Source organism: Pseudomonas sp. LB3P93, assembly GCF_054898025.1.
The window spans coordinates 6,591,803-6,617,047 of sequence record NZ_CM142713.1 but is presented as its reverse complement, the minus strand read 5'-3'; the positions used below and the strand labels follow the sequence as shown (position 1 = coordinate 6,617,047).

General features: G+C 59.7%; 23 protein-coding genes and 1 pseudogene. 9 read left to right on the top strand and 15 right to left on the bottom strand.

Going from position 1 to position 25,245, the window contains the following annotated elements:
- Positions 1-28: 28 nt before the first annotated feature.
- From ACYZT8_RS30280 to ACYZT8_RS30245, 8 genes and pseudogenes are all read right to left on the bottom strand, one after another.
- Complete coding sequence (locus ACYZT8_RS30280) at positions 29-1,057, bottom strand: DUF5924 family protein (protein ID WP_461978173.1); 1,029 nt, start codon at positions 1,055-1,057, stop codon at positions 29-31.
- Between the two features lie 238 nt (positions 1,058-1,295).
- Positions 1,296-2,672, bottom strand: a complete 1,377-nt coding sequence (locus ACYZT8_RS30275) for a M16 family metallopeptidase (RefSeq protein WP_461978171.1) — start codon at positions 2,670-2,672, stop codon at positions 1,296-1,298.
- Positions 2,673-2,894: 222 nt separating this feature from the next.
- Entirely contained in the window at positions 2,895-4,553 is a 1,659-nt protein-coding gene (locus ACYZT8_RS30270) for a Na/Pi cotransporter family protein (protein WP_461978169.1), read from the bottom strand.
- A 284-nt stretch (positions 4,554-4,837) separates the two neighbouring features.
- Positions 4,838-5,470 carry a hypothetical protein gene (locus tag ACYZT8_RS30265; RefSeq protein WP_461978167.1) on the bottom strand — a complete coding sequence of 211 codons (633 nt, stop codon included), beginning with the start codon at positions 5,468-5,470 and terminating at the stop codon, positions 4,838-4,840.
- Positions 5,470-6,423, bottom strand: a complete 954-nt coding sequence (locus tag ACYZT8_RS30260) for a DUF2515 family protein (protein WP_461982653.1) — start codon at positions 6,421-6,423, stop codon at positions 5,470-5,472. The genes ACYZT8_RS30265 and ACYZT8_RS30260 overlap by 1 nt, the downstream gene beginning before the upstream one ends.
- Positions 6,418-6,661, bottom strand: a pseudogene (locus ACYZT8_RS30255) (PAAR domain-containing protein); the annotation flags it as partial. The gene ACYZT8_RS30260 and the pseudogene ACYZT8_RS30255, both read right to left, overlap by 6 nt.
- Before the next feature lie 273 nt (positions 6,662-6,934).
- The gene (locus tag ACYZT8_RS30250; RefSeq protein WP_461956446.1) at positions 6,935-7,702 is read right to left on the bottom strand and encodes a TerC family protein; all 768 of its coding nucleotides are present in this window, start codon (positions 7,700-7,702) and stop codon (positions 6,935-6,937) included.
- 85 nt (positions 7,703-7,787) lie between these two features.
- Positions 7,788-9,095, bottom strand: coding sequence for a CitMHS family transporter (locus ACYZT8_RS30245; RefSeq protein ID WP_461956445.1), 1,308 nt, complete (start codon positions 9,093-9,095; stop codon positions 7,788-7,790).
- 433 nt (positions 9,096-9,528) lie between these two features.
- On the opposite strand from ACYZT8_RS30245, the gene ACYZT8_RS30240 reads away from it, so the two are divergent.
- Entirely contained in the window at positions 9,529-9,930 is a 402-nt protein-coding gene (locus ACYZT8_RS30240; RefSeq protein WP_461978165.1) for a GFA family protein, read from the top strand.
- Here the strand turns inward: ACYZT8_RS30240 and ACYZT8_RS30235 are convergent, their stop codons facing one another.
- Complete coding sequence (locus ACYZT8_RS30235) at positions 9,931-10,257, bottom strand: DOPA 4,5-dioxygenase family protein (protein WP_461978164.1); 327 nt, start codon at positions 10,255-10,257, stop codon at positions 9,931-9,933.
- An 86-nt stretch (positions 10,258-10,343) separates the two neighbouring features.
- Here ACYZT8_RS30235 and ACYZT8_RS30230 point away from each other — a divergent pair, with 86 nt between their 5' ends.
- Positions 10,344-11,021, top strand: coding sequence for an NAD(P)-dependent oxidoreductase (locus ACYZT8_RS30230; protein ID WP_461978162.1), 678 nt, complete (start codon positions 10,344-10,346; stop codon positions 11,019-11,021).
- On the opposite strand, the gene ACYZT8_RS30225 is transcribed toward ACYZT8_RS30230, so the two are convergent.
- On the bottom strand, positions 11,008-11,958 hold the full coding sequence (locus ACYZT8_RS30225; protein ID WP_461978160.1) for a choline sulfate utilization transcriptional regulator: 951 nt from the start codon (positions 11,956-11,958) through the stop codon (positions 11,008-11,010). The two genes, ACYZT8_RS30230 and ACYZT8_RS30225, sit on opposite strands and share 14 nt — an antisense overlap.
- A gap of 114 nt (positions 11,959-12,072) precedes the next feature.
- Between ACYZT8_RS30225 and betC the strand changes: the two genes are divergently transcribed.
- From betC to ACYZT8_RS30210, 3 genes are all read left to right on the top strand, one after another.
- Entirely contained in the window at positions 12,073-13,587 is a 1,515-nt protein-coding gene (gene betC / locus ACYZT8_RS30220) for a choline-sulfatase (RefSeq protein ID WP_461978158.1), read from the top strand.
- A gap of 16 nt (positions 13,588-13,603) precedes the next feature.
- Positions 13,604-14,524, top strand: coding sequence for a choline ABC transporter substrate-binding protein (gene choX / locus ACYZT8_RS30215; RefSeq protein ID WP_461978156.1), 921 nt, complete (start codon positions 13,604-13,606; stop codon positions 14,522-14,524).
- A 171-nt stretch (positions 14,525-14,695) separates the two neighbouring features.
- The gene (locus tag ACYZT8_RS30210; protein WP_461978154.1) at positions 14,696-16,264 is read left to right on the top strand and encodes a SulP family inorganic anion transporter; all 1,569 of its coding nucleotides are present in this window, start codon (positions 14,696-14,698) and stop codon (positions 16,262-16,264) included.
- 128 nt (positions 16,265-16,392) lie between these two features.
- Here ACYZT8_RS30210 and aroE read toward each other — a convergent pair whose 3' ends face one another.
- Together aroE and hemF are read right to left on the bottom strand one after the other, a co-directional pair.
- The gene (aroE, locus tag ACYZT8_RS30205; protein ID WP_461978152.1) at positions 16,393-17,214 is read right to left on the bottom strand and encodes a shikimate dehydrogenase; all 822 of its coding nucleotides are present in this window, start codon (positions 17,212-17,214) and stop codon (positions 16,393-16,395) included.
- A 13-nt stretch (positions 17,215-17,227) separates the two neighbouring features.
- On the bottom strand, positions 17,228-18,142 hold the full coding sequence (gene hemF / locus ACYZT8_RS30200) for an oxygen-dependent coproporphyrinogen oxidase (RefSeq protein WP_461978150.1): 915 nt from the start codon (positions 18,140-18,142) through the stop codon (positions 17,228-17,230).
- A 155-nt stretch (positions 18,143-18,297) separates the two neighbouring features.
- On the opposite strand from hemF, the gene ACYZT8_RS30195 reads away from it, so the two are divergent.
- On the top strand, positions 18,298-19,275 hold the full coding sequence (locus ACYZT8_RS30195; RefSeq protein ID WP_461978148.1) for an NADPH:quinone reductase: 978 nt from the start codon (positions 18,298-18,300) through the stop codon (positions 19,273-19,275).
- A 129-nt stretch (positions 19,276-19,404) separates the two neighbouring features.
- On the opposite strand, the gene ACYZT8_RS30190 is transcribed toward ACYZT8_RS30195, so the two are convergent.
- The 3 genes from ACYZT8_RS30190 to ACYZT8_RS30180 all read right to left on the bottom strand — a co-directional run bounded on the left by ACYZT8_RS30190 (position 19,405) and on the right by ACYZT8_RS30180 (position 22,225).
- Positions 19,405-19,962 (bottom strand): L-threonylcarbamoyladenylate synthase, encoded by a 558-nt coding sequence (locus ACYZT8_RS30190; RefSeq protein WP_461956434.1) that lies wholly within the window; start codon positions 19,960-19,962, stop codon positions 19,405-19,407.
- Positions 19,963-20,016: 54 nt separating this feature from the next.
- Positions 20,017-21,120, bottom strand: a complete 1,104-nt coding sequence (gene dprA, locus ACYZT8_RS30185) for a DNA-processing protein DprA (RefSeq protein WP_461978146.1) — start codon at positions 21,118-21,120, stop codon at positions 20,017-20,019.
- Between the two features lie 79 nt (positions 21,121-21,199).
- Positions 21,200-22,225 carry a LysM peptidoglycan-binding domain-containing protein gene (locus ACYZT8_RS30180; protein ID WP_461978144.1) on the bottom strand — a complete coding sequence of 342 codons (1,026 nt, stop codon included), beginning with the start codon at positions 22,223-22,225 and terminating at the stop codon, positions 21,200-21,202.
- Positions 22,226-22,392: 167 nt separating this feature from the next.
- Between ACYZT8_RS30180 and def the strand changes: the two genes are divergently transcribed.
- Genes def through rsmB form a run of 3 tightly spaced genes read left to right on the top strand, consistent with a single transcriptional unit; the run spans position 22,393 to position 25,223 of the window.
- The gene (def, locus tag ACYZT8_RS30175) at positions 22,393-22,899 is read left to right on the top strand and encodes a peptide deformylase (RefSeq protein WP_109627010.1); all 507 of its coding nucleotides are present in this window, start codon (positions 22,393-22,395) and stop codon (positions 22,897-22,899) included.
- A 57-nt stretch (positions 22,900-22,956) separates the two neighbouring features.
- A complete protein-coding gene (gene fmt / locus ACYZT8_RS30170) occupies positions 22,957-23,916 on the top strand; it encodes a methionyl-tRNA formyltransferase (RefSeq protein ID WP_461978142.1) in 960 nt (319 codons plus the stop codon).
- Complete coding sequence (rsmB, locus tag ACYZT8_RS30165; protein WP_461978140.1) at positions 23,913-25,223, top strand: 16S rRNA (cytosine(967)-C(5))-methyltransferase RsmB; 1,311 nt, start codon at positions 23,913-23,915, stop codon at positions 25,221-25,223. The genes fmt and rsmB overlap by 4 nt, the downstream gene beginning before the upstream one ends.
- Positions 25,224-25,245 lie beyond the last annotated feature (22 nt).

Genomic DNA, 25,245 nt, shown 5'->3' with positions numbered 1-25,245 from the left:
GCAGATCTACGTAATAGCACGAACCGGATTACTTTTCTTTGATCGGTGTGCTGTCCGTGATTTTGAAGCGCAACACACCGATCAACTGGCCGTCTTCGGTCAACACCCGGACCTGCCATTTGCCCGCCGGGTTACCGGGGAAGTTCTGCTTGTGGGTCCAGGCGCGATAGCCTTCCTTGCGCCCGCCGTGGATGTCCAGCGGGATGCGATCGACCTCTTTGCCGTTGAACGTCCACACGTGATAAATCCGTTCGTCCAGGCCGCGCGGGGCGTTGATCGCGGTGTAGGCGTACAGGCCGTCGCCACGGATCTGCTCGGCGCTGACTTCTTCCAGGCTTTTGCCGGGCGTGCGGTCCTGCAGCTGAGTGCTGATCGCTACATCGGTCATCCACAGCGTGGCCGGCGGCACCCACGAGCGCAGCACCCAACCCACGCCGCCGATGCCGACGGTGATACTCAGGATCGCCAGCGCATTGCGCACCGTGCGGATCGGGAAGATCGACGCCAGGCTCGGGAACGACAGGATGACCGCCGTGCCCAGCGCCAGTTTGAAACTCTGTGAGGTGGTCAGGTGCAGGATGACGGGCAGGGCGGTCAGCAGCGCCGCAAACAAGGTCAACGTGTGCAACGCCAGGAACGCCCAGCGCCGGGGCGCCAGCCATTTGTAGTAGAGCGGATCAGTGATGGAAATCAGCGCGGCGATGCCCAACAGGCCGGTGAAAAACAACTGGCCGCTGTTCCAGGTGGTGGTGATGAAAAAGAACGGCAGGACGAAGAACAGGCTTTCCTGGTGAATCATCTGCGTGGCATAGCGCAGCAACGGCTGGGGAATTTCGCGTTTGAAGATTCGGGTGAAGAGCTTGGTAAGGCTGTTTTCCAGCATCAGCCATATCCAGCTGAGCACCATGATGATGGTGATCCAGGTCGCCAGGCCTTGCTGACGATCCACCAGCATGAAGCTGCCGACCCCGGAGATAAAACCGCCGAGCGCAATCACCCCTGGATAGCGCTTCATCAGTTCCAGGATGCGCTGGACGTACAGGGTCAGAGTAGGCATTCGGCGGTTCACAATAGTCGTGGGAAAAATCCTCGACAGAGTACCGCCCGGGCGCAGGCGTGGCGAGGGGGATACGTCCGTTTGACCCATGCAGCATTGTGGCGAGGGAGCTTGCTCCCGCTCGGCTGCGCAGCAGTCGTAAAACCGGTGCATGCGTTCTATCTGATAATACGCAGTGTCCGGTTTTGGGGGCGCTTCGCACCCCAGCGGGAGCAAGCTCCCTCGCCACAGGGAACTGTTACTTTCGGCGATGAACTCGCCAACCCAATAACCCAAGCACAATCAACCCAAACACCCCGGCCATCGCCCACATCAACTGGTCATAACTCATGACCGGCTTCTCGATCCGCAGATACCCCGGCTGCATGAGCAACTCGCGCATGGCCTTGTTCGCTTCTTCCAGCGTCACGCCTTGCAGCTCCCTGGCTGGGTCGGCGAAACGCCCGTCCTGATAGTCCCCAAGCGCGCTCCAGTAATAATCGGCCAGCGCGCTGTTGCCTTGCACAGCCCAGGCCTGGCGGGCGATGGCGGCCTGTTTGAGGCGGTTGAAGGTGCCTGCATTGAGACCGTCCTTGAGCAAACCGGCCTTCAAATCCTCCAGCACCTGTTCGGCTTCAGGCACGTCGTCGCGCTCGAGGTCTGCGTTCAGGCTCATGAAGCCCACTCCGCCAAACACCTCGCGCTCGGCCGAGGGGCCGTAGGACAAACCGTGGGACAGGCGTAATTGGCGATAGAGCGCCCAGTCCAGATAGTCCTTGAGCAGGTCGAAGGTTTCGTCGTGCTGATCCTCCAGCACCGGTTCCGGCACCAGCCAGTGCAGCTTGGCACCACCACCGACGAATCCGTTGCTCAGCGTGCGCTCATGGGCGGCGCTGGCCTGGATTTCCGGCAAGGGCAGGTGATCACTGGGGTCGACCGCTTCAAGGGCGCCATACGAGCGCTCCAGATACGCCGGCAACAACTTGTCGAGCTCGCCGACCACGATCAGCGACATGTTGTTGGGCGCATACCAAGCCTTGCGCACCGCTTCCAGTTGCTCGCGGGTCAGGTGATCGACCTCGGCCCGCTCGGGGCATTTGAGGCCCAGTTCCACCGCCAGCTGATTGCTCGCCGTGTGGCCCAGGTCCTGACGGTCCAGCCAGCGCTGCAAATGAGAGTAATGGCCACCGTCTTCGCGCTCGACCACTTGTTTGGCCGCGTTAATGGCGTTGTCGTCGATTCGAGTCTGCGTCAGCAGCGCCAGCAGCAGGTCGAGCACCTTGCGCTGGTTTTTCGCCGGGGCTTCGATGACGAATGTAGTGTCGGCGTTGCTGGTGAACGCGTTCCACTCACCGCCCAACGCCTGCATCCGTTCTTCCAGGCCGCCTTCGCCATTGGCGTCGATGCCACTGAACAGCAAGTGCTCAAGCAGATGCGGCAGCTCCTTGTCGGCGCAGCTGAAATCATCCAGCCCAACGCCGACCACCAGACGGATCGCCACATGCCCGCGCTCGGTGCCGGGTTTAAGCAGCAATTGCAGGCCGTTGGGCAGCGTATAGCCCTCGACCTGAAAGCGATCCAGGGCAAACGAAGGAAATGAGCCAAGCAATAGACAGGCGAACAACAGACAACGCATAGCAAGCTTCCAGGCAACCAATCGGAGATCCGTGTCGTCCTTCAGGCCGCTATCGCGGGCAAGTCGAATCGTCGCACCGCCGCTCCCACAAAGAACCGGCGGTGACCCATCATTTGTAGCCACCGCGAAACCTGTGGGAGCGGCGGTGCGACGATTCGACTTGCCCGCGAAGACGGACTTGAGGCTGAACCAATGTTACTGACTGACCCCACCGCCAGACGTTCAAGGTGAATGCGTGATATCAGCCATATCGTCAACCGCCAAGGCACCCGTGTCCGACGTTTCCAGCACCACATAAGCGCTGCTGCAGAACAACGAATTCAAACGCTTCATGTCGGCGATCAGCTCCAGGTGCAGTGAACTGGTCTCGATACTCTGCACAATCTTACGTTGCAAGCGGCTGACGTGAGCATGGGCCAGGCGGCGTTCCTGTGCGCGAAAGCGACGTTTCTCACGCAGCAACTGGCGGGCACTTTCCTTGTCGGCACTGAGAAATACCGACAACCCAAGACGCAGGTTTGAGATCAACTGGTTGTGCAACCCGGCCAATTCTTCCAGACCGACCTCGGAAAAAGACCGGCGCTGAGAGGTTTTCTGCTGCTGCACCTTGCGCAGCATGCGTTCGATCAGGTCACTGGCCAGCTTAAGGTTGATCGCCAGTTCGATGATTTCCGCCCAACGCCGACTGTCCTGCTCGCTCAAGTCTTCCCGGGGCATTTGCGCCAGGTAGAGCTTGATCGCGCTGTAGAGCGCTTCGACATCATCGGTCAGTTTGCGCATTTCCTGGGTGATGGCGGATTGATTGCCGCGCAGCACGTCAAGCATCGCTTCGAGCATATTGTCGATCAGATCGCCCATGCGCAGGGTTTCCCGGGCAGCGTTGGCCAGCGCCAGGCTGGGGGTGACCAGCGCTGTCGGGTCGAGGTGCCGGGGTTTCGCCATGCCGTTGAGCTCCGGCCGCTCCGGCAGCAGCCACGCGCAGAGCCTGGCCATCGGGCCGACGCTGGGCAACAGGATCAGGCAGCGCGCGGTGTTGTAGAGCAGGTGGAAGCCGATGACCATTTCCTGAGGGCTGAAGTCGAGGCTGTCGATCCAGTGCACCAACGGGTCGAGCACCGGAATGATCAGCAGCAGGCCGATCAGCTTGTACAGCAGGCTGCCGAGCGCCACCTGCCGACCGGCGGCGTTTTGCATGCTGGTGCTGAGGAACGCGAGGACGCCGCTGCCGATGTTGGCGCCGATCACCAGGCCGATGGCCACCGGCAAACTGATCACGCCGGCGCCCGCCAGGGTAGCAGTCAGCAGGGCGGCGGCCAGGCTGGAGTAGGAAATCATCGCGAACAACGCGCCAACCAGGGCATCGAGCAGAATGTCGCCGGTCAGAGAGGCGAAAATCACCTTCACGCCTTGCGCCTGAGTAATCGGCGCGGCGGATTCGACGATCAGCTGCAGCGCCAGAATGATCAGCCCGAGGCCGATGCTGACGCGGCCCATCTGGCCCAGTCGGGTCTGCTTGCGGGACAGGAAGAAAATCACCCCGATAAAAATCAGCAGCGGCGACAGCCACGACAAATCGAACGTCAGCACCCGCGCCATCAGTGCGGTACCGACATCCGCGCCGAGCATGGTCGCGAGAGCGGGAGTCAACGCCATCAGGCCCTGACCGACGAAAGAGGTGACAAGCATGGCGGTGGCGTTGCTGCTCTGGACCATCGCGGTGACGACGATCCCCGAGATGAACGCCAGCCAGCGTTTGGACATGTTCTGGCCGATCACATGGCGCAGATTGGAACCGTAGACCCGCAAGATGCCGGTTCGGACGATGTGCGTGCCCCAGATCAACAAGGCCACGGCAGATAACAAATTGAGCAGGGTGAGCATGCAGGCCCCCTGTGGTGGTAGCGCCCCAAAGGGGCAAGTTGACGGTGCCGCGCGACGTTCTACGTTCTGTACTTAAGCTGTAGTTGGCTAACGGTCTGGGCGCCAGCATCGCATAGCTAAAGAAGTGATTGAAACAAAACTGTCATGAAAACAGGTTCATGCAGAAATGAAGACGGGGCCCGAAGGTCTCAGCCCCTCAATTGAAAAGGCGCTCGAACACAACCCCTGTGGCGAGGGAGCTTGCTCCCGCTGGACTGCGCAACAGCCTCGTCTGGAGCGACTCTTCATTCGCTGTAGTAATCCGAACCGACACTGACATCAATCAGATACTTCGCCGTTTTCGGGTCGCGCTCATCACAGCGGGCGTAGCATTTGACGTTAAGCGCAAGACTGTATTTGTGGGGTATCAGGAGCATCACGACGACTACCTGATCGAACAACTGCCTCTGCAAAGCGTTTTTTTCCACTTCGCTGCCGACGGCTAACCAAGAGTTGTCTTGTGGATTGCGCGGTACCCAGCCCGAGTCTTTTAGCATCCCCTGCAACTGAGTGAGTAAGGGAATCAGCTGATTGAAAGGCAAGGTCTCCAACATTGGAGAAGTCGTCATGGTCGAGACTTTACCTTCATCAAAACCAACGGCGCCAAACTTGGTTGCTGGTAGCGTAAAACCATGCTCAGGATCATCAAAATGGATGATGACTGGCTCTGATATCCATGTAGAACTAGGATGCGGTGGCGTGCTTGGATAAAAAGCGGTATTCGCAGGCACCGAGAACGTGGAGTCCTCAACGGTATCCTTGTAAGACTTCCCAATATGAGCACTCAAAACTTCCGTATTCCAATTGAAGTAGGCAACACACAGCCCAATAACAATTGCACTCATGCTTATCAGAGATAGCCTGGTGAGGGGCTTCATCAGCGGATCCCTCCACCTTGAGATATTTCTGTAATGGATTGCTTTAGTTGGGCTTTTGAAGTGGGGGTTTTTAATAAAGCATCGAACTGTGTTGCAGCACGAAGTACGAATTCCATTCGTTGATCCTTGTTTGCCAGATTGGCCATTGGATTACTGCCGAAGGCAACCTTTCGTCCGTCTGCTGCTTTACATTGACTTGCCAGCGTCAACTGGATTTCTTCTGCGGCTCCGGACAACATCCCTGTGACCACGGATACGACATCACCAGCATGGGTGCCGCGCATTAGGTAAGCGAAGTGGGAATCGTCATACATTGCAGGTTGCAAAATGTTCAGCTGTTCGTGACGGGCCATGAATTCGACGCTTTTGGTAATTCTTCCTTCATCTATGGCTTTGAAAGTATCGGTCACTTCTGCACGCACTACACCGAACTCTACTTTGTCAGCGATGGGCCACAGAACTTCATTTTTTAGTTGGTTGCGTTTGGAAAGACAGGCTTCCATTTCTTTGAATCCCCGCACCATAAAAAACCGATGCAACGGATAAACATCCAGAAACAGCGAGGTGTTACCGAGGGCCAGCATTTCATACACGTAGTCCAACTGCTGCTGAACAGCGGAACGGGAGTTGTCGCCGAAGGTAATATCCTCAGTGGGAAGAGGATTGGCCGCTTTAGCGTTCGCTAACTCTTTCTCGATTTCTGGATCAGTCTTGCTGAGCTTGAAGCCAAACCCTTCGAAAAGGGTTTCCGACTTCCCCGTCCGCAATTTCTCCTGCGCCGCCTTCTGCGCCGCAATAGCCGTTTGCAACTTGGTGGCATGAATCAACCCACACCCCACCTGCTTCGAAGCAAACGCCGCCAACCCTGCCCATTGAAACCGGTTATCCGCCAGCCACAACTGTGCATAGGCCGCGTTGATCTTGCGGTTACGAGCTTGCGGGTCGGCAATCACCACGCCGCCATGGCTGGTGGTGCTATCGAGCGTCATGGCGTTCAGGCCGTTGATGAACACGGTTGAAGAGAATCCACCGTTCAGGGCCTGGGCCGCAGGTGCATGTGTCGCTGACCCGTGCGGCAGCAAGACCGTTGAAAAAGACGTCGGGAGAACCGCTGGCAATCGGGTTGGTGCCGTGGCCGGGGAGGGGACAGGTGGTGGGGTCCGTGACGCGTGCAGCCGGTTTTCCTGACATATGCATTCCTTGTCATTGTCGGTTGAAGCGAGCGAGGGACGCTAACCACCAGAGCTCGGTGCGTCAACCTTTGAACAAACCTTCGCGCAATCGAGTGCTGGATAACCTCGATCCGCCAGGGTAATCACCGCGCAAAAAAAAGTGGGAGCGAGCCTGCTCGCGATGAGGCCGTCACATTCAACACTGATGTTGACTGACAGGCCGCAATCGCGAGCAGGCTCGCTCCCACAGGTTTTGTGCACTGACTGACATCAGTCAGTGCACGGACTCGGGTTATTGCCCCGGAATGTCCTTGCGCAGTTTCACCGGATCTTGCTGTTTGCGTTTTTTCGCAATCGCGGTGCGCATCTTGATGTTGATCGCTTCAACCGCCAGCGAGAACGCCATGGCGAAGTAGACGTAGCCTTTTGGCAAATGCACTTCGAAGGACTCGGCAATCAACACGGTACCGACCAGCAACAGGAACGACAGCGCCAGCATTTTCAGCGACGGGTGCTTGTCGATGAATTCGCTGATGGTGCCAGCCGCCAGCATCATCACCAGTACGGCGACGATGATCGCTGCGACCATGACCGGCACATGGGAAACCATACCCACGGCGGTGATCACCGAATCCAGGGAGAACACGATGTCGATAATCGCAATCTGGATGATGGTGTACAGGAAGCTGCCACCCTTGGCGGTCGGTTCCTCGTGGGTCTCATCCTCGCCTTCCAGCGCGTGGTACATCTCTTGCGAGCTCTTCCACAGCAGGAACAGACCACCGAAGAACAGGATCAGGTCTCGCCCGGAAATGCCCTGGCCGAACACTTCGAACAAGTCAGCGGTGAGGCGCATGACCCACGTGATCGACAGCAGCAACAGAATCCGCGTGACCATGGCCAGCGCCAGGCCGAAGATCCGGGTGCGCTGCTGCATGTGTTTGGGCATGCGGCTGACCAGGATCGAAATCATGATGATGTTATCGATACCCAGGACGATTTCCAGGGCGGTCAGGGTAAAGAAGGCAACCCAGATTTCAGGGTTGGTCAGCCATTCCATGTGTATTCCTTTGAGCGAGTGTTAAACCAGAACGGGCCCGGGCTTCGAACAGCGAAGCCTGGACCCGTTGTGGTGAGTCTTGGGCTTATAGAGTGCTGAACAGCGGAAAGATCCCCATCAGCAATGCTGCAACCAGTATGCACATGCACACCAGCACTGCCCATTTCAGGGTAAAGCGCTGATGGTCACCGAAATCGATACCGGCCAGGGCCACCAACAAGTAAGTCGATGGTACCAGCGGGCTCAGCAAGTGGACGGGCTGACCGACGATCGAGGCACGTGCCATTTCAACCGCGGTTATACCGTAATGACTGGCTGCTTCGGCAAGTACTGGTAACACGCCGTAATAAAATGCGTCGTTCGACATGAAGAACGTGAACGGCATGCTCACCAGCGCTGTGATCACGGCCAGGTACGGGCCGAGGAAATCAGGGATGACCGCCAGCAGGCTTTTCGACATGGCATCGACCATGCCGGTGCCCGTCAGGATACCGGTGAAAATGCCCGCGGCAAAGATCAGACCGACCACCGCCAGCACGCTACCGGCGTGAGCTGCCACGCGATCCTTCTGCTGTTGCAGGCAAGGATAGTTGACGATCATGGCAATACTGAACGCCACCATGAAAAGTACCGGCAGCGGCAACAGACCGGCGATCAAGGTGCACATCAGTGCGAACGTCAGGGCGCCGTTGAACCAGATCAGTTTTGGACGACGGGCATCCGGGAACTGCGAAACGCTGATTTCGCTGTGGTCGATTTCGTCGCCAACCAGGTGCAGCTCACCCAGGCGCGCACGTTCACGTTTGCCGTAGAAATACGCGATGGCCAGGATGGCCAGGACACCGAAAGCCATCGCCGGAATCATCGGTACGAAGATGTCCGACGGGTCCACGTGCAGCGCACTGGCCGCACGGGCCGTCGGGCCGCCCCACGGGGTCATGTTCATCACGCCACCGGCGAGGATGATCAGACCGGCCATGATCCGCGGGCTCATGCCGATACGGCTGTAGAGCGGCAGCATGGCGGCCACGCAGATCATATAAGTGGTCGCGCCGTCACCATCGAGGGAAACGACGAGCGCCAGTACGGCGGTGCCGACCGAAACTTTCAACGGGTCGCCCTTGACCAGTTTGAGGATCTTGCGCACGGCCGGGTCGAACAGGCCGGAGTCGATCATCAGGGCGAAATACAGAATGGCGAACATCAGCATCACGCCAGTCGGCGCAAGCTTGGTGATGCCTTCGAGCATCATCGGGCCGATCTTCGGCGCAAAACCGCCGAACAGGGCGAAGACGATTGGAATGATGATCAGGGCGATCAGCGCAGACAGGCGCTTGGTCATGATCAGGAACATGAACGTGATGACCATGGCGAAGCCAAGGAAAGTCAGCATGGGATTACTCCAGGCGTAGCGCGGCTAGGGAATGAGCGAACCGGGTGGGGTCAGCGCAGAACGGGAAGCACAAGGCGTACGGGCGGAGTTGCAGCGAAGCGGCGGGTAATAGAGGACATCAGAATCACCATTGTTGTTGTTAAATGGGCTGTGCGAGCGATAAAACACTGGCATTGGCCGACCGGTCTGTTGCCGGTAGTGGGGCGATCCTAATCGGGGAAGCTTTCAGCCAGCTTTCGCTGGTGAAAGCATTCACCGGATGTGTGACCGGTCGTCGGACTGGGCAGGGTGTTAAACCGAGTTGAGGCCATCGCGGGCAAACCCGCTCCCACAGTGATGGGTGTGTGCCGCAGATAGCAGCTTCGCCGCAAAAACCTGTGGGAGCGGGCTTGCCCGCGATGGCGGCCGTAAAATCGCATCAGGAGGCAAGGTCATGACCAACATTCACACAGGCGGCTGCCACTGCGGACAGTTGCGCTATCAATTCAGCGGTCCATTGCAGGACATCGCCCACTGCCACTGCTCGATCTGCCGGCGAGTCAGCGGCGGGATCGTGACGACCTGGATCACCGTGCCCTCATCGGCCTTCAAATGGCTGAAAGGGAAACCGGCCCAGTACGATTCTTCGACAACCTGCGTACGCTATTTCTGCTCGAACTGTGGGGCGCAAATGGCGCTGACGACGCATCTCAGCCCCGAGAGCATCGACGTGACCATCGCCACCCTCGATCACCCGGAGCAGGCCCCGGCCGAGCGACATATCTGGACCGACAGCCGTTTACCCTGGCTGCACCTGGACGAGCAGTTGCCGAGTGAAGCCGAAGAAAACATCTGATCAAAAAATAGACAGATTCAGCGGCCTGATCGCGCCCATCCAGATGGCGTGCTCGGTGTGGTCCATCAAATCGTCGCCGGTGTCCGGGTGCAGGAACACCACCAAACCTTTGCGGTTGAGGGCCAGCCACGGCAGCACGTCGCCGATCAGCTCCGGCCCGAACGCCAATTGGCAACTCCAGTCCGGGTGCGGGCCTACCGGGCGTTCGTGCACGCGGCCCATTTTCAGCGGGAATAAGTGCGCGGCTTGCTCACACAGCGCTCGCGCCTGATCAATGCTGCTGGCGTCGAAATAGACATGGGCGTGGTAACCCTTGATCTGTTGCATCTGAAACCCTCTAAAAACCCAGTCGAACCCTCACCGATTGCTGCAGGTCACACGACATATACGTCGTAAAACAAGGAATCCCAGCCATGAAAAATGCCGAAACCCCGGTGGTGAAAGTGGTGCTTTATGGTGCCATGAGTAGCCTGGGCAGTGCGCTGATGGCTGAAATGCTGCGGCGCCAACATGAAGTGATCGCGATTCTGGACGACCTGACGGCGCTCCCACCGCGCCCGGGTTTGCGCACCAAGACCGGCGATCTGTTTGAACCTGAACGCGTCAAGCAAAGCGTGGCGGGCAGTTCGGCGGTTATTTGCCTGCTGGACGCACCGGGATTGCCCTTCAACAGCGAGTACGTGGAAAAAACCATCGTGCCAGGCCCGGTCGAACAGGTGTTGGCCGTGGACGCCCTGATCGAGGGCATGCAGGCGGCGGGCATTGCCCGACTGTTCCTGGTGGGGGATTTCGCCGAACTCGACGAAACGGAGGCTGAAGCACTGAATCCCCTTCAACGGCATGCCGCCGAGGAAATCCTTGATGCGCTGCAAAGCAGCGCCTTGCACTGGACCCTGGTGAATGCACCTCGCGGCGTGCCGGGGCTGACGATCGAACATTTCAGCCACATCAGCAGCAGCCTTGAACCGGGTCTGACTGAACCGCTTGAACGGCTGAACCGCGTAGCGGTGGGGATTGCCGATGAGCTGCAGCGCAATCTTCACGTTCGCGAGCACGTGAACTTCGTTGCGACCGACCCTACACCGCGATAGACGGCAGGGGCATGCCTTTAAGCGATTGGGCGCTGCTGGCCTGCTCTGCCATCAACCAGTCCACAAACTGTTGAATCAGCGCCCCACGCCGCTTTCGCTGGGGCAGGACCACGTAATAGCCGAGCCTGGAGATCACCGTATCCGCAATCGGTCGACACAACAGACCTTGCGCCAGCAAGTTATCCACAAGGTGCCGCCAGCCTATCGCCACGCCTTGGCCGCCGATCGCCGCTTGAATCAGCAACGTGTAATTGTCGAACCGCAATTGCCCGGGGGCCGGCGCCGACGTAATCCCCAACTCGCGAAATACGCCGCTCCAGTCGAACCAGTTACTGCTGTTTTCACCCCGCAGATGTAGCAGCGGGAATTCCAGCAATGCCTGGGCCGGCAAGGGCAGGGGACGGTCTTTCAATAACAGTGGGCTGCACACCGGAAACACTTCTTCGCTGAACAGCCAATGGCTTTCGCCCTGTTTAAACCGGCCATCACCGAACAGCACCGCCACATCAATATCCGTGCGCAACATGTTGTGGCTGCGTTCGCTGGTGACAAGGCTCACGTCCACTTGAGGATTGGCCGCGTGAAAACGGTGCAAACGTGGCATCAGCCAATACGCAGCGAAGGCGAAGTCGGTTGCGACCTGCAACACCTCATGTTGCTGCTGTGCGGTGATCGCGCTCAATCCTGCGTCGATATTCTGTAATCCGAGCTGAACCTGCTCGAAAAGTATGGTTCCAGCCTCCGTCAGCTCGATGCCGCGATAGATGCGATCAAACAGGCGCGTAGCAAGTTGTTCTTCCAGCCGCTTGATCTGCTGGCTGATCGCCGGCTGCGTGGTGCCGAGCTCGACCGCAGCGGCGGTGAAGCTGCGCTGACGGGCCGCCGCTTCAAAGGCGCGGAGCAGATCCAGAGACAAATCACCAAGGGCGTCATACATAAGCTGTGCTTATCCTAGTCATTGCCGTGCATGGGCTTTACCACAAAGTGCATGGACTCCATGCTCGATCGCAGCACTCTCGCATAAATATTCACTATGGAATGCCGCGATCACATGAAGCGCAAGAATATTCTTTTCATCATGGCCGATCAGATGGCCGCGCCAATGTTGCCGTTCTACGGTCCTTCGCCGATCAAATTGCCTAATCTGAGCCGCCTCGCCGCCGAAGGCGTGGTGTTCGACGCCGCTTATTGCAACAGCCCACTGTGCGCGCCGTCACGTTTCACCCTGGTCAGCGGTCAGTTGCCGAGCAAGATCGGCGCCTACGACAACGCGGCCGATTTCCCCGCCGATGTACCAACGTATGCCCACTACCTGCGTCGACTCGGCTACCGCACCGCGTTGTCGGGCAAGATGCATTTCTGTGGTCCGGATCAGCTCCACGGCTATGAAGAACGCCTGACCAGTGACATCTACCCGGCCGATTACGGCTGGTCTGTGAACTGGGATGAGCCGGACGTGCGTCCGACCTGGTTCCACAACATGTCTTCGGTGCTGCAAGCCGGGCCGTGTGTGCGTACCAATCAGCTGGATTTCGATGAAGAGGTGGTGTTCAAGGCCCAGCAATACCTGTTCGATCACATCCGCGAGGACGGTGAACAGCCGTTCTGCCTGACCGTATCGATGACTCATCCACACGATCCGTACACGATTCCCAAGGCTTTTTGGGACATGTACGACGACGCGGACATCCCTTTGCCCGAGACCCCGGCGCAAACCGAACTTGATCCGCACTCCCAGCGTTTGCTCAAGGTGTATGACCTGTGGGACAAGCCGCTGCCTGTGGATAAGATTCGCGACGCTCGCCGCGCGTATTTCGGTGCGTGCAGCTATATCGACAGCAACGTCGGCAAACTCCTGCAAACACTCGAGGAAACCGGGCTGATCGACGACACCATCATTGTCTTCTCCGGCGACCACGGCGACATGCTTGGCGAGCGCGGGCTCTGGTACAAAATGCACTGGTTCGAAATGGCTGCCCGCGTGCCCCTGTTGATAAGTGCACCGGGACAATTCGGGGCCGGCCGAGTCAGCGCCGCCGTTTCCACTGCCGACCTGCTGCCCACCTTCGTGGAACTGGCCGGTGGTTCACTGGAGCCAGGTTTGCCGCTGGATGGTCGCTCGCTGCTCTCGCACCTGCAAGGGCAGGGCGGTCACGACGAAGTCTTCGGTGAATACATGGCCGAAGGCACCATCAGTCCTTTGATGATGATCCGCCGCGGCGCCTACAAATTCATCTACAGCGAAGACGACCCTTGCCTACTCTTCGATGTACACAATGATCCGCGCGAACAGGAAGAACTCAGCCAATCGCTGCAACATCGGCCGTTGTTCGATGATTTTCTGGCTGAAGCGCGGGCCAAATGGGACATTCCGGCAATTCACCAACAGGTGCTCGCCAGTCAGCGCCGTCGGCGTTTTGTCGCCGATGCACTGACCCTCGGCAAGCTGAAGAGCTGGGATCACCAGCCACTGGTGGACGCCAGTCAGCAGTACATGCGCAACCACATCGACCTCGACGATCTGGAGCGAAAAGCACGTTATCCACAACCCTGCCAAAACCAATAATGTTAAGGGGAAGTCCATGCAAAAGTTATCCACAGTACTGACGGTCGGGCTCCTGGCTCTGGGCAGTGCATCGGCGTTTGCCGATCAAAGCTGCGACACGGTGAAAATGGCCGATCCGGGCTGGAGCGACATCGCCGCGACCAACGCCATTACCGGGTTTCTGCTGGACGGCATGGGCTACAAGGCCAAGGTCGATACCCTCGCGGTGCCGATCACCTTTGGCGGGTTGAAGGATGGCCAGGTCGACGTGTTCCTGGGTAACTGGATGCCGGCGCAGCAGGGCTTCTACGACAAGTTCGTCGCCACGGGCGATGTCACTCAACTGGCGAAGAACCTCGACGGCACCGAGTTCACGCTGGCCGTCCCGGATTATGTGTGGGACGCGGGTGTGCATAACTTTGCCGACCTGAACAAGTACGCCGACAAGTTCGACAAGAAGATCTACGGCATCGGCTCGGGCGCCCCGGCGAACATCTCGCTGCAAGAGATCATCAAGAAGAATGACTTCGACATGGGTCAGTGGAAACTGGTCGAATCCAGCGAGCAGGCAATGCTGGCGGAAGTGTCCCGCGCGGTGAAAAAACAGAAGTTCGTGACCTTCCTCGGCTGGACGCCGCACCCGATGAACGTGCAGTTGAAAATGCATTACCTGAAGGGCGGCGAGAAGTACTTCGGCGATACCGGCAGCGTTCATACACTCACCCGCAAAGGTTATGCACAGGCCTGTCCGAACGTCGGCAAGCTGCTCACCAACCTGAGTTTCACCCAGGAGATGGAGAACAGCATCATGGCCGAGGTGGTGAACAACAAAGTCAGCAATGCCGATGCGGCAAAGGCGTGGATCAAGGCGAATCCTGCCGTGCTGGATAAATGGCTGGATGGCGTGAAGACCGTGGATGGGAAGGATGCGTTGTCGGCGGTGAAAGCCAAGCTTTAATCCCCACCGCCGATCGTTCCCACGCTCTGCGTGGGAATGCATCCCGTGACGCTCCGCGTCACATCTTGAAGCGGACGCGGAGCGCCCATGGCGGCATTCCCACGCAGAGCGTGGGAACGATCAGCGTAGGGTCCTGATACCCTTGCGCAAAATTCCCAACCGAGAGGACCCATGGCCTTCCCCAGCCGCCATTCACTCTTCCCCTTCCTTTCCTGGTTGCCCCGGCAAACCCGTGCCAGCGTCGGTCGTGACCTGATCGTTGGCCTCAGCGGCGCCATTCTTGCGCTGCCGCAATCCATTGCCTACGCCCTGATCGCCGGTCTCCCGCCGGAATACGGCCTGTACGCCGCGATCATCCCGGTGCTGATCGCTTGTCTCTGGGGTTCGTCGTGGCACCTGATCTGCGGTCCTACGGCAGCGATTTCCATCGTCCTGTACGCCAGCGTCAGTCCTCTGGCTGTACCCGCGTCAGAGGACTACGTCACCCTGATCCTGCTTCTGACACTGCTCGCCGGGATTTTCCAGTGGTTGCTCGGTTTGCTGCGCTTTGGCGCCCTGGTGAATTTCGTGTCTCACTCGGTGGTGCTGGGCTTCACCCTCGGCGCGGCGGTGGTGATTGCCATCGGACAACTGCCGAACCTGCTGGGGCTGGACCTGCCCAATCAGTCCACCGCACTGGACAGCTTTTTGATGGTGTTCAAACACCTCGGTTTTGTGGATAAACCTTCGCTGGCTCTGGGGCTGGCAACCGTCGTAGTGGGCGTGATCCTTAAATTACTGCTGCCGCGTTGGCCGACGCTCTTGATCACTTTGGTGCTGAGCGGACTGCTGGTGTGGTTGTGGCCGTCGATGTTCGGCCATGTGAAGCTGGTCAGCGCGTTTGTCGGGCGACTGCCGCCCTTCAGTCCGCTGCCGCTGGACCTTGACCTTATCCTGCGCCTGCTGCCCAGCGCCGTGGCGGTGGGGATGCTCGGGCTGGTGACGAGTCTGTCGATTGCCCGCTCCCTGTCGGCTCGCTCACAGCAATTGCTCGACGCGAATCAGGAAGTCCGCGCCCAGGGTTTTTCGAACATGGTCGGGGCGTTTTTCTCCGGCTCGCTGTCAGCCGGTTCTTTCACTCGTTCGGGCCTGAGCTACGAAGCGGGTGCCTGCTCGCCGATGGCCGGCGTCTTTTCGGCTTTGTGGGTGGCGTTGTTTGCGATCTTCGGCGCGGCGTTGATCGCGCACATTCCGATCCCGGCCATGGCCGGCAGCATTCTGTTGATCGCTTGGGGCTTGGTGGACCATCGGGGCATTCGTGCGCTGTTGCGGGTCAGCCGCGCCGAGTTTCTGGTCATGGCGCTGACCTGTGTCGCCACGCTGTTGCTTGAGTTGCAGACAGCAATCTATGCCGGGGTGCTGGCTTCGCTGTTTTTCTACCTCAAGCGCACTTCGCAACCGCGGGTTCAACATTGGCGCGAAGGCGATGAAGACATTCTGCGAGTCGGCGGCTCGATCTTTTTCGGCGCCAGCCATTACCTGCAAGTGCGCCTGCAACGGATGCACGGCACACGCGTGGTGATCGAGGCGCAGCAGATCAACTTTATCGACTATTCAGGTGTGGAAATGCTGCATCAGGAAGCGCGGCGATTGCTCAAACAGGATCGCAGCCTGACCTTGCGCCGCGCACGGCCGCAGGTGGTGGAGGAATTGCGCAAGCTTGAAGGTGCTGAGAAATGCCCGATCCGCTTCGAGGATTGAAAAACCACAGTGATGGCGAATACATAACCTGTGGCGAGGGAGCTTGCTCCCGCTGGGTTGCGAAGCAGCCCTGAAAATCTGCGGGCGCTTCGCACCCGAGCGGGAGCAAGCTCCCTCGCCACAAAAGCCTAGAGCGCCAGCTGGCGGCGGAGTTCTGTCAGCACCGGCGCCGTATCCGGGCGCACACCGCGCCACAGGAAGAACGCTTCTGCCGCTTGTTCAGCGAGCATCCCCAGGCCGTCCATCGACACCACCGCGCCGTGTTCACTGGCCCAGCGGCAGAACGAGGTCGGTTCCTTGCCGTACATCATGTCGTAGCAAACCGTCTTGCCCGGCTCGATCAGGCTGCTGGCAATCGGCGGCACATCACCTGACAAACTCGCAGACGTTGCGTTGATGATCAGGTCCACCGATTCCCGCAGCCAGTCGAAACCGCTGGCCGACACTGGCCCCAGGTCCGCGAACAATTCCGCCAGCAACTCGGCTTTATCCACCGTACGGTTGGCGATGATCACCGACGCCGGTTGCTCGGCCAACAACGGTTCCAGCGCACCCCGCACCGCGCCGCCGGCACCCAGCAGCAGGATGCGCTTGCCCTTGAGGCTGAAACCGGCGTTGACCGTCAGGTCCCGCACCAACCCGGCGCCGTCGGTGTTGTCACCCAGCAAACTGCCATCGGCGAGTTTGCTCAGGGTGTTGACCGCGCCGGCCCGTTGCGCCCGTGCCGTCAGACTGTCGGCCAGGCGATAGGCCTCTTCCTTGAACGGCACCGTCACATTCGCCCCGCGACCTTCGAGGAAAAACGCCCGGGCGAAGTCGGAAAAGTCGTCGAGTGGCGCCAACGAGGTGCTGTAGTCCAGTTGCTGAGCGGTCTGCTCGGCGAACAAGCGATGGATCAGCGGCGATTTACTGTGGCCAATCGGGTTGCCGAATACGACGTAACGGTCCATCAGAACTCCTCGTTCAGGCCTTGGCCAACCAATCGCGGTCTTGCAGGAAGTATTCGGTCAGGCGGGCTTCTTCGCTGCCCGGCTCGGCCTTCCAGTCGTAGCCCCAGCGGACTTGCGGTGGCAGGGACATGAGGATCGACTCGGTACGCCCGCCCGATTGCAGACCGAACAACGTGCCGCGGTCGTAAACCAGGTTGAACTCGACGTAACGGCCACGGCGGAACTCCTGGAATTCGCGCTGCTTGGCGGTGAACGCATCGTTCTTGCGGCGCTGCACGATCGGCAGGTACGCGTCGATGTAGGCGTCACCAATGGCACGCATGAAAGCGAAACTGGTGTCGAAGTCCCACTCGTTCAAGTCATCGAAAAACAGACCGCCGATACCTCGCGGTTCGTGGCGATGCTTGATGTGGAAGTAGCTGTCGCACCAGGCCTTGTAGCGCGGATAGACGTCCGGGCCGAACGGCGCGCAGGCCTGCTCGGCGACGCGGTGCCAGTGCACGCAGTCTTCTTCATTGCCGTAGTAAGGGGTGAGGTCGAAACCGCCACCGAACCACCAGACCGGTTCTTCGCCTTCTTTTTCAGCGATGAAAAAGCGCACATTGGCGTGGGAAGTCGGCACCTGCGGGTTGTGCGGGTGGATCACCAGCGACACGCCCAGGGCTTCGAAGCCACGGCCGGCCAATTCGGGGCGGTGGGCGCTGGCGGACGGTGGGAGACCGCTGCCAAAGACGTGGGAAAAGTTGACGCCGCCCTTTTCGATCACTGAGCCGTTTTCGATCACTCGCGTGCGACCGCCACCGCCGGCAGGCCGGGTCCAGGCGTCTTCGACGAATTGCGTGCCACCGTCTTCAGCTTCCAGGGCAGCGCAAATACGGTCTTGCAGGTCGAGCAGATAGGCTTTTACGGCCTCGGTGCGGGTCGTCATGTCATCACCTTGAATCGGGCAAAGCTGCGCGGCGTTTGACGGCCGGCGGCAAATTGCTGCGTAGGATAACACTGCACCTTGCCCCGCCACAGTTGACGAAGATCAAGCTTAGGAGTCCGATAGGGAGCTTCGCAAATGACCTAAGGAGAGTTCTGATGGCAAAGCGTATCCAGTTCCGCGCCCATGGCGGCCCCGAAGTACTTGAGTATGTCGACTATCAACCCGCCGAGCCCGGCCCGCAGCAGGTTCGCGTGACCAACAAGGCCATCGGACTCAACTTCATCGACACCTACTACCGCAGCGGTCTCTATCCACCGCCCGCGCTGCCATCGGGGGTGGGTTCGGAAGGTGCGGGCGTGGTCGAGGCCGTGGGCAGCCAAGTGACCCGCTTCAAGATCGGCGATCGCGTGGCTTACGGCAGTGGTCCGTTGGGCGCCTACAGCGACGTTCACGTTTTGCCGGAGGCCAACCTGGTTCATCTACCGGATGCCATCAGCTTCGAACAGGCCGCCGGTGTGATGCTCAAAGGCCTGACCGTGCAATATCTGCTGCGCCAGACCTATGAACTCAAGGGCGGCGAAACCATCCTGTTCCACGCCGCTGCCGGTGGTGTCGGCTCCCTGGCCTGCCAATGGGCCAAGGCCTTGGGTGTGAAGTTGATCGGCACGGTCAGCTCACCGGAGAAAGCCGCACTGGCCAAAGCCAACGGTGCCTGGGCGACCATCGACTACAGCCACGAAAACGTCGCACAACGCGTACTGGAACTGACTGACGGCAAAAAAGTCCCGGTGGTGTACGACGGCGTTGGCAAGGACACCTGGCTGACGTCGCTCGATAGCGCGGCACCACGGGGTCTGGTGGTGAGCTTCGGTAATGCTTCCGGCGCAGTGGACGGGGTGAACCTGGGGATTTTGTCGGCGAAGGGATCGTTGTACGTGACCCGGCCGACGCTCGCGACTTACGCGAACAATGCAGAAAACCTGCAGCGCATGGCGGATGAGCTGTTTGAGATGATCATCAGCGGCAAGCTTACGGTCGATATCAGCCAGAAGTATTCGTTGGCTGAAGCGGCGAAGGCGCAGACCGAGTTGTCGGCGCGTCGTACGACGGGTTCGACTGTTCTGCTGCCTTAAATTTATAGTGTTTGTAAGGGCCTCTTCGCGGGCAAGCCCGCTCCCACAGGTACCGGGTCGGTCACAAAATATGTAAACGACCGAAATCCTGTGGGAGCGGGCTTGCCCGCGATGAACGATGACTCGCTCTTAGTCCGGGCGAATGACGTTCCCGGTCGCGAGATCGCGAATCACACTCGGATTTTTGCGCCCGCCAAGGTTACCGCCAAGGATAAAATCCACCTGCCCTCGGAAATACTGCTCGACGCGAATCCGCGTCCGCGCCGCCGGTCGCCCTTGAGGGTTAGCCGAGGTCGACACCAACGGCCCCACCATCGCACACAAATCCCGCACCTGCGGGTGGTCGCTCACGCGCAGCGCCACCGTTTCATGCTTACCGGTAATCCACAGGGGCAACAAATTCTGATGCGGCACCAGCCAGGTGTTCGGCCCCGGCCAAGTGCTGGCCATGCGGTCCATCCACAGTTCGGGAAAGTCTTCGAACAGGAAGTCGAACTGACGAATATTGTCGGCCACCAGAATCAGGCCCTTTTCCATAGACCGGCCCTTGATCATCAGCAGACGAGAAACCGCGCTTTCGTCCCAAGGATCACAACCCAGGCCCCAGACCGCTTCGGTTGGATAGGCAATCACCGCCCCTGAGCGAACGGCTTGTGCGGCTTGTTGCACACGCCAATTGTTGACCATGAAAAACTCTCCGGAATAAGGCTCTGCGCAGTTTACCGATCTTCCTTATAAAACCTAGCTCACCCGCGCAAACCAGCGCCCGTTTTCGCACACCGCCAGGCCATCCATTTCCAGTTCCGTCAGCGCTGCCAGCACTTTGGACAAGGTCCAGCCACTGCTGACCGACAACGCTTCACTGGTATGGGGCGCGGCGTGAAGCAACATGAGCAGTGGATGAGTGGGTGCTTGCAGCGTCTCTGTGGATAACGGCAGCCGTTGCCAGCCGCGCAAGGCTTCGAGGATATGCTCGATGGTTTCAACCAGCATTGCGCCGTCGCGGATCAATTGATGACACCCCTTGGCCCCAGGGTGATGGATTGACCCTGGAATCGCGTAGACCTCGCGCCCTTGTTCCGCCGCCAGTCTCGCGGTGATCAATGAACCGCTGGCGACACTCGCCTCGACCACCAACACACCGAGGGATAAACCGCTGATGATCCGGTTGCGCCGAGGGAAGTTGCCGGCGCTGGGACCGGCGTCCAGCGGGAACTCGGAAAGCACCGCACTGCCCGACGCGATCATGGCATCGGCCAGCCGCCGATTGCGCTGTGGATAAAACTTTTCAAGTCCCGTGCCAAGTACCCCGACCGTTCGCCCGCCGACGTCCAGCGCGGCTTGATGCGCGGCGGCATCGATGCCCAGCGCCAGACCGCTGGTGATGACGAAACCGGCGCTGGCCAGACTGCGCGAAAACGCAGCTGCGGTGTCCATGCCCGGCCGCGAGGCGCGACGACTGCCAACCATAGCCAATTGCGGTTTTTCCAGAATGCCCGGATCGCCTGCCACAAATAACAGCGGCGGCGCATCACTGATTTCCGCCAGCAGCGCCGGGTACTCAGGCTGGTCCCACATCAGTAAATGCTGGCCCGGACGCTCTAGCCAGGCCAATGCGTGGCTCGCGCCATCACGCACCTCGTTGGCGCGTCGGGCCTCGGCGCACGCCAGTGGCAAGCCCAGCGAACGCCAGGCACTGGCCGGTGCACTGATGGCTTTTGACGCCGAGCCGAAGGCTTCGAGCAATTTCTTGAAACGCGCCGGCCCGAGTTCCGGCAACCGATGCAGACGTAGACGAGCTTCCAGTTCCGCAGGGGAAACCGGTGTGACAGCAGACAGCGACATGGATCATCCTTGATCGTTATGAGCCCCGTTCAAACGGGAATAAGCTGTGGATAACTCTGTTGGTAACTTGTGGAGCAGGCTAAGGGTTTCGCACCTTGTCCATGACGGCCAGCGAGCGCGAAGCGTGGAGTACCAACCCGTAGCTGAGCTTGTCGTAAGTGCGGAAAACCATCAGCAAACCGGCACGCTCATCGGGAATTTTCAGCGGTTGGCCAGTGATCCGGTCACGCACGGTTTCACCGGTTTTCATCACCACCAGCACGTTGCCTTCAGCCAGGCCATCACGCTGGCCCTTGTTCAGGGTGACGACATCCAGCGCGCCGATCTGGGTGACCCCGCGCGGCACATCGATGATCAAGCCATTGACCTGGGTTTTTGGCGCACTGGGCATGAAGGTCGAGTTGATGGATCGCTCTTCACCGCTGAACAAACGGTCACCAAGACGCACTTCTTGAGTCGTACGTTGCAGCGCCAACGTGGCGACGTCGCCTTCGGTGGCCACAATCTCGCCACCGCCGATGTCATCGGCATTGATCCCCAAAAACTCTTTGCTGTCGGGATCGGTGTAAATCTTACCCTGACGGAAGATGCCGTAAACCGGCTGGTTCGGATCGAAATGGCCACGGGCGAAGATGCGGTCACCGGTGCCGCTGAGCACGCGTTCGGCATCGCCAGCAACGATGTAGGGCGCCTTGTCGAAGTCCTCGACCTTGTCGACGATGCGGTTGCTCAGCAGAAAGCTGTTGATCGATTTCAGCGGAATGCTCGGGATCGCATCGGCCACCGGGTTGCTGCGCACCCGTGGCGAGAGCTTGATGGTGCCGCGCGAAGCCCCGCGATTGAGGGTCAGGCGCGGCTGACCGTTGACGTAGACCAGCGACAACGAGTCGCCGGGGTAGATGAGATTGGGGTTTTCGATCTGTGGATTGGCTTGCCACAGCTCAGGCCATTTCCACGGCTCCCGGAGGTATTTTCCCGAAATGTCCCAAAGTGTGTCGCCCGCCACCACTGTGTATTGCTGTGGAAAACCTTCCTTGAGTTGCACTTGCCCGTGCGCCAAACCGGCCGAGGCCAGAAGGAGCAAGGCGAGTAGTGATTTCCTCATGCGGTGAATCCCTTTATTATGTGCGTTCGCGTGAAACGCCAGAGCCCTCGTGGCTCGCTCCTCGTTTCTGAAAAGAAAAGGGAGCTACGCTTCACAACGGTAGCCGGCATCTTCGGACCCGCCAGGCCATCGCCCGACTTTACCTCACACGTGCAGCAATTAAGCTTATGGCCATTTTAGACATCCTCGAATTCCCCGACTCGCGCCTGCGCACTATCGCCAAACCTGTGGCCGTAGTGGACGACGAAGTGCGTCAGTTGGTCGATGACATGTTTGAAACAATGTATGAAGCGCCAGGCATCGGCCTCGCCGCGACCCAGGTCAACGTGCACAAACGTATCGTCGTGATGGACCTCTCCGAAGACCGCAGCGAACCACGGGTGTTCATCAACCCGGAGTTTGAATCCCTGACCGACGAGATGGAGCAATACCAGGAAGGCTGCCTCTCGGTGCCGGGCTTCTACGAAAACGTCGACCGCCCGCAGAAGGTCAAGGTCAAGGCCCTGGACCGCGACGGCAAACCTTACGAACTGATCGCCGAAGGCCTGCTCGCCGTGTGCATCCAGCACGAATGCGACCACCTCAACGGCAAATTGTTCGTCGACTACCTGTCCAACCTCAAACGCGACCGAATCAAGAAGAAACTGGAAAAGCTCCATCGCCAGAACGCTTGATGCCCTTCTTTCAAAGGCTTGCTGCGGCAAGCCTTTTTCTTTTCAGAGATTGCTCCCATGACTGAGCCACTGCGCATCGTCTTTGCCGGCACCCCGGAATTCGCCGCCGAACACCTCAAGGCCCTGCTCGACAGCCCTTACGAGATCGTCGCGGTTTACACCCAGCCGGACCGTCCGGCGGGCCGTGGGCAAAAGCTGATGCCGAGCCCGGTCAAGCAGTTGGCTCTGGAAAACAATATCCCGGTGTTGCAACCGCCAACCCTGCGCAACGAAGACGCTCAGGCTGAACTGGCCGCACTCAAGCCGGATTTGTTGGTGGTGGTCGCGTACGGCCTGATCCTGCCGCAAGTGGTGCTGGATATTCCGCGCCTGGGTTGCATCAACAGCCACGCCTCGTTGCTGCCACGCTGGCGCGGTGCGGCGCCGATCCAGCGTGCCGTCGAGGCGGGCGACAGCGAAAGCGGCGTGACCGTGATGCGCATGGAACTGGGCCTCGACACCGGGCCGATGCTGCTGAAAGTCACCACACCGATCACCGCTGAAGACACCGGCGGCAGCCTCCACGACCGTCTCGCCGAAATGGGTCCGCCAGCCGTGATTCAGGCGATTGCCGGCCTTGCCGCCGGAACGCTGGAAGGCGAAGTGCAGGACGACAGCCTCGCCACGTATGCTCACAAATTGAACAAAGACGAAGCGCGCATCGACTGGAGCCGTCCGGCCGTTGAGCTGGAACGCCTGGTCCGCGCCTTCAACCCGTGGCCGATCTGCCACAGCACGCTGAACGGTGAAGCGCTGAAAGTGCTGGCCGCGAGCCTCGCCGAAGGGCAGGGCGCACCGGGGCAAATCCTCAGCGCCAGCAAGGACGGCTTGATCGTCGCCTGCGGTGAGCAAGCCCTGTGCCTGACCCGTCTGCAATTGCCCGGCGGCAAGGCGCTGAACTTCAGCGACCTGTTCAACAGCCGTCGTGAGAAATTCGCCGTCGGCACCTTGCTCGGTCAAGCGGCGGGCGCTCAATGAATCCACGTCTGGCCGCCGCCAAGGCACTCGCTGCTGTTCTTAACGGAAAAGCCTCACTCAACAGTTCGCTGCCGACCCAAATGGACAAGGTTGAAGACCGTGATCGCGGCTTCACCCAGGACCTGGCGTTCGGTACGGCGCGCTGGCAGCCACGTTTGTCGGCGCTGGCGGCCAAGTTGCTGCAGAAACCTTTCAAGGCAGCGGACGCCGATGTCGAGGCGCTGCTGCTGGTCGGCCTTTATCAGTTGCTCTACACCCGCGTCCCGGCCCACGCCGCCATCGGCGAAACCGTCGGTTGCGCCGACAAGCTGAAAAAGCCTTGGGCCAAAGCCTTGCTCAACGCTGTTTTGCGCCGCGCCCAGCGTGAAAGCGAAGCACTGCTGGCTGAGCTGGAACACGATCCGGTGGTGCGCACCGCGCATCCGCGCTGGCTGCAAAAATCCCTCAAGGCGTTCTGGCCTGAGCAGTGGGAAGCCATCTGCGCGGCGAACAATGCGCATCCGCCGATGATTCTGCGGGTCAACCGTCGTCATCACACCCGTGATGCTTACCTCGGGTTACTGACTGAGGCCGGCATCGCCGCCACGCCGTGCGTTTACAGTCAGGACGGCATCATCCTCGAAGCTGCGTCTGACGTGCGCAGCCTGCCGGGCTTCGCCGAAGGCTGGATCAGCGTGCAGGACGAAGCGGCGCAACTGGCCGCCGACCTGCTCGACCTCGCGCCGGGCCAACGGGTGCTCGACGCCTGCTGCGCACCGGGCGGCAAGACCTGCCACATCCTCGAAGCCGAGCCAAAACTGGCTGGCGTCGTGGCGGTGGACCTGGAAGCCAAGCGTCTGGTGCGCGTGCGCGAGAACCTCGCACGCCTGGGCCTGAGCGCCGAACTGATCGCCGCCGACGGCCGCGACACCGCCACCTGGTGGGACGGCAAACCGTTTCAGCGCATCCTGCTCGACGCACCGTGCTCAGCCACCGGCGTGATCCGTCGTCACCCGGACATCAAGCTGACCCGCCAACCGGATGACATCGCGGCACTGGCGGTGCTTCAGGGCGAATTGCTCGATGCCATGTGGATAACGCTGGAGGTCGGCGGGATTCTGCTTTACGCCACCTGCTCCACGCTGCCGACCGAGAACACCGAAGTCATCGAAGCCTTCCTCGCTCGAACGCCTGGCGCTCGCGAACTGGACCTCGCCACGGCGGCCGGTATCAAGCAACCTCACGGTCGCCAGTTGCTGGCCCAGGAAGGTGGCCACGACGGGTTCTACTACGCCAAGCTGATCAAGATCGCCGCCGCGCGCGGTTAATGGGTTTTAAGGGAGTGACTGG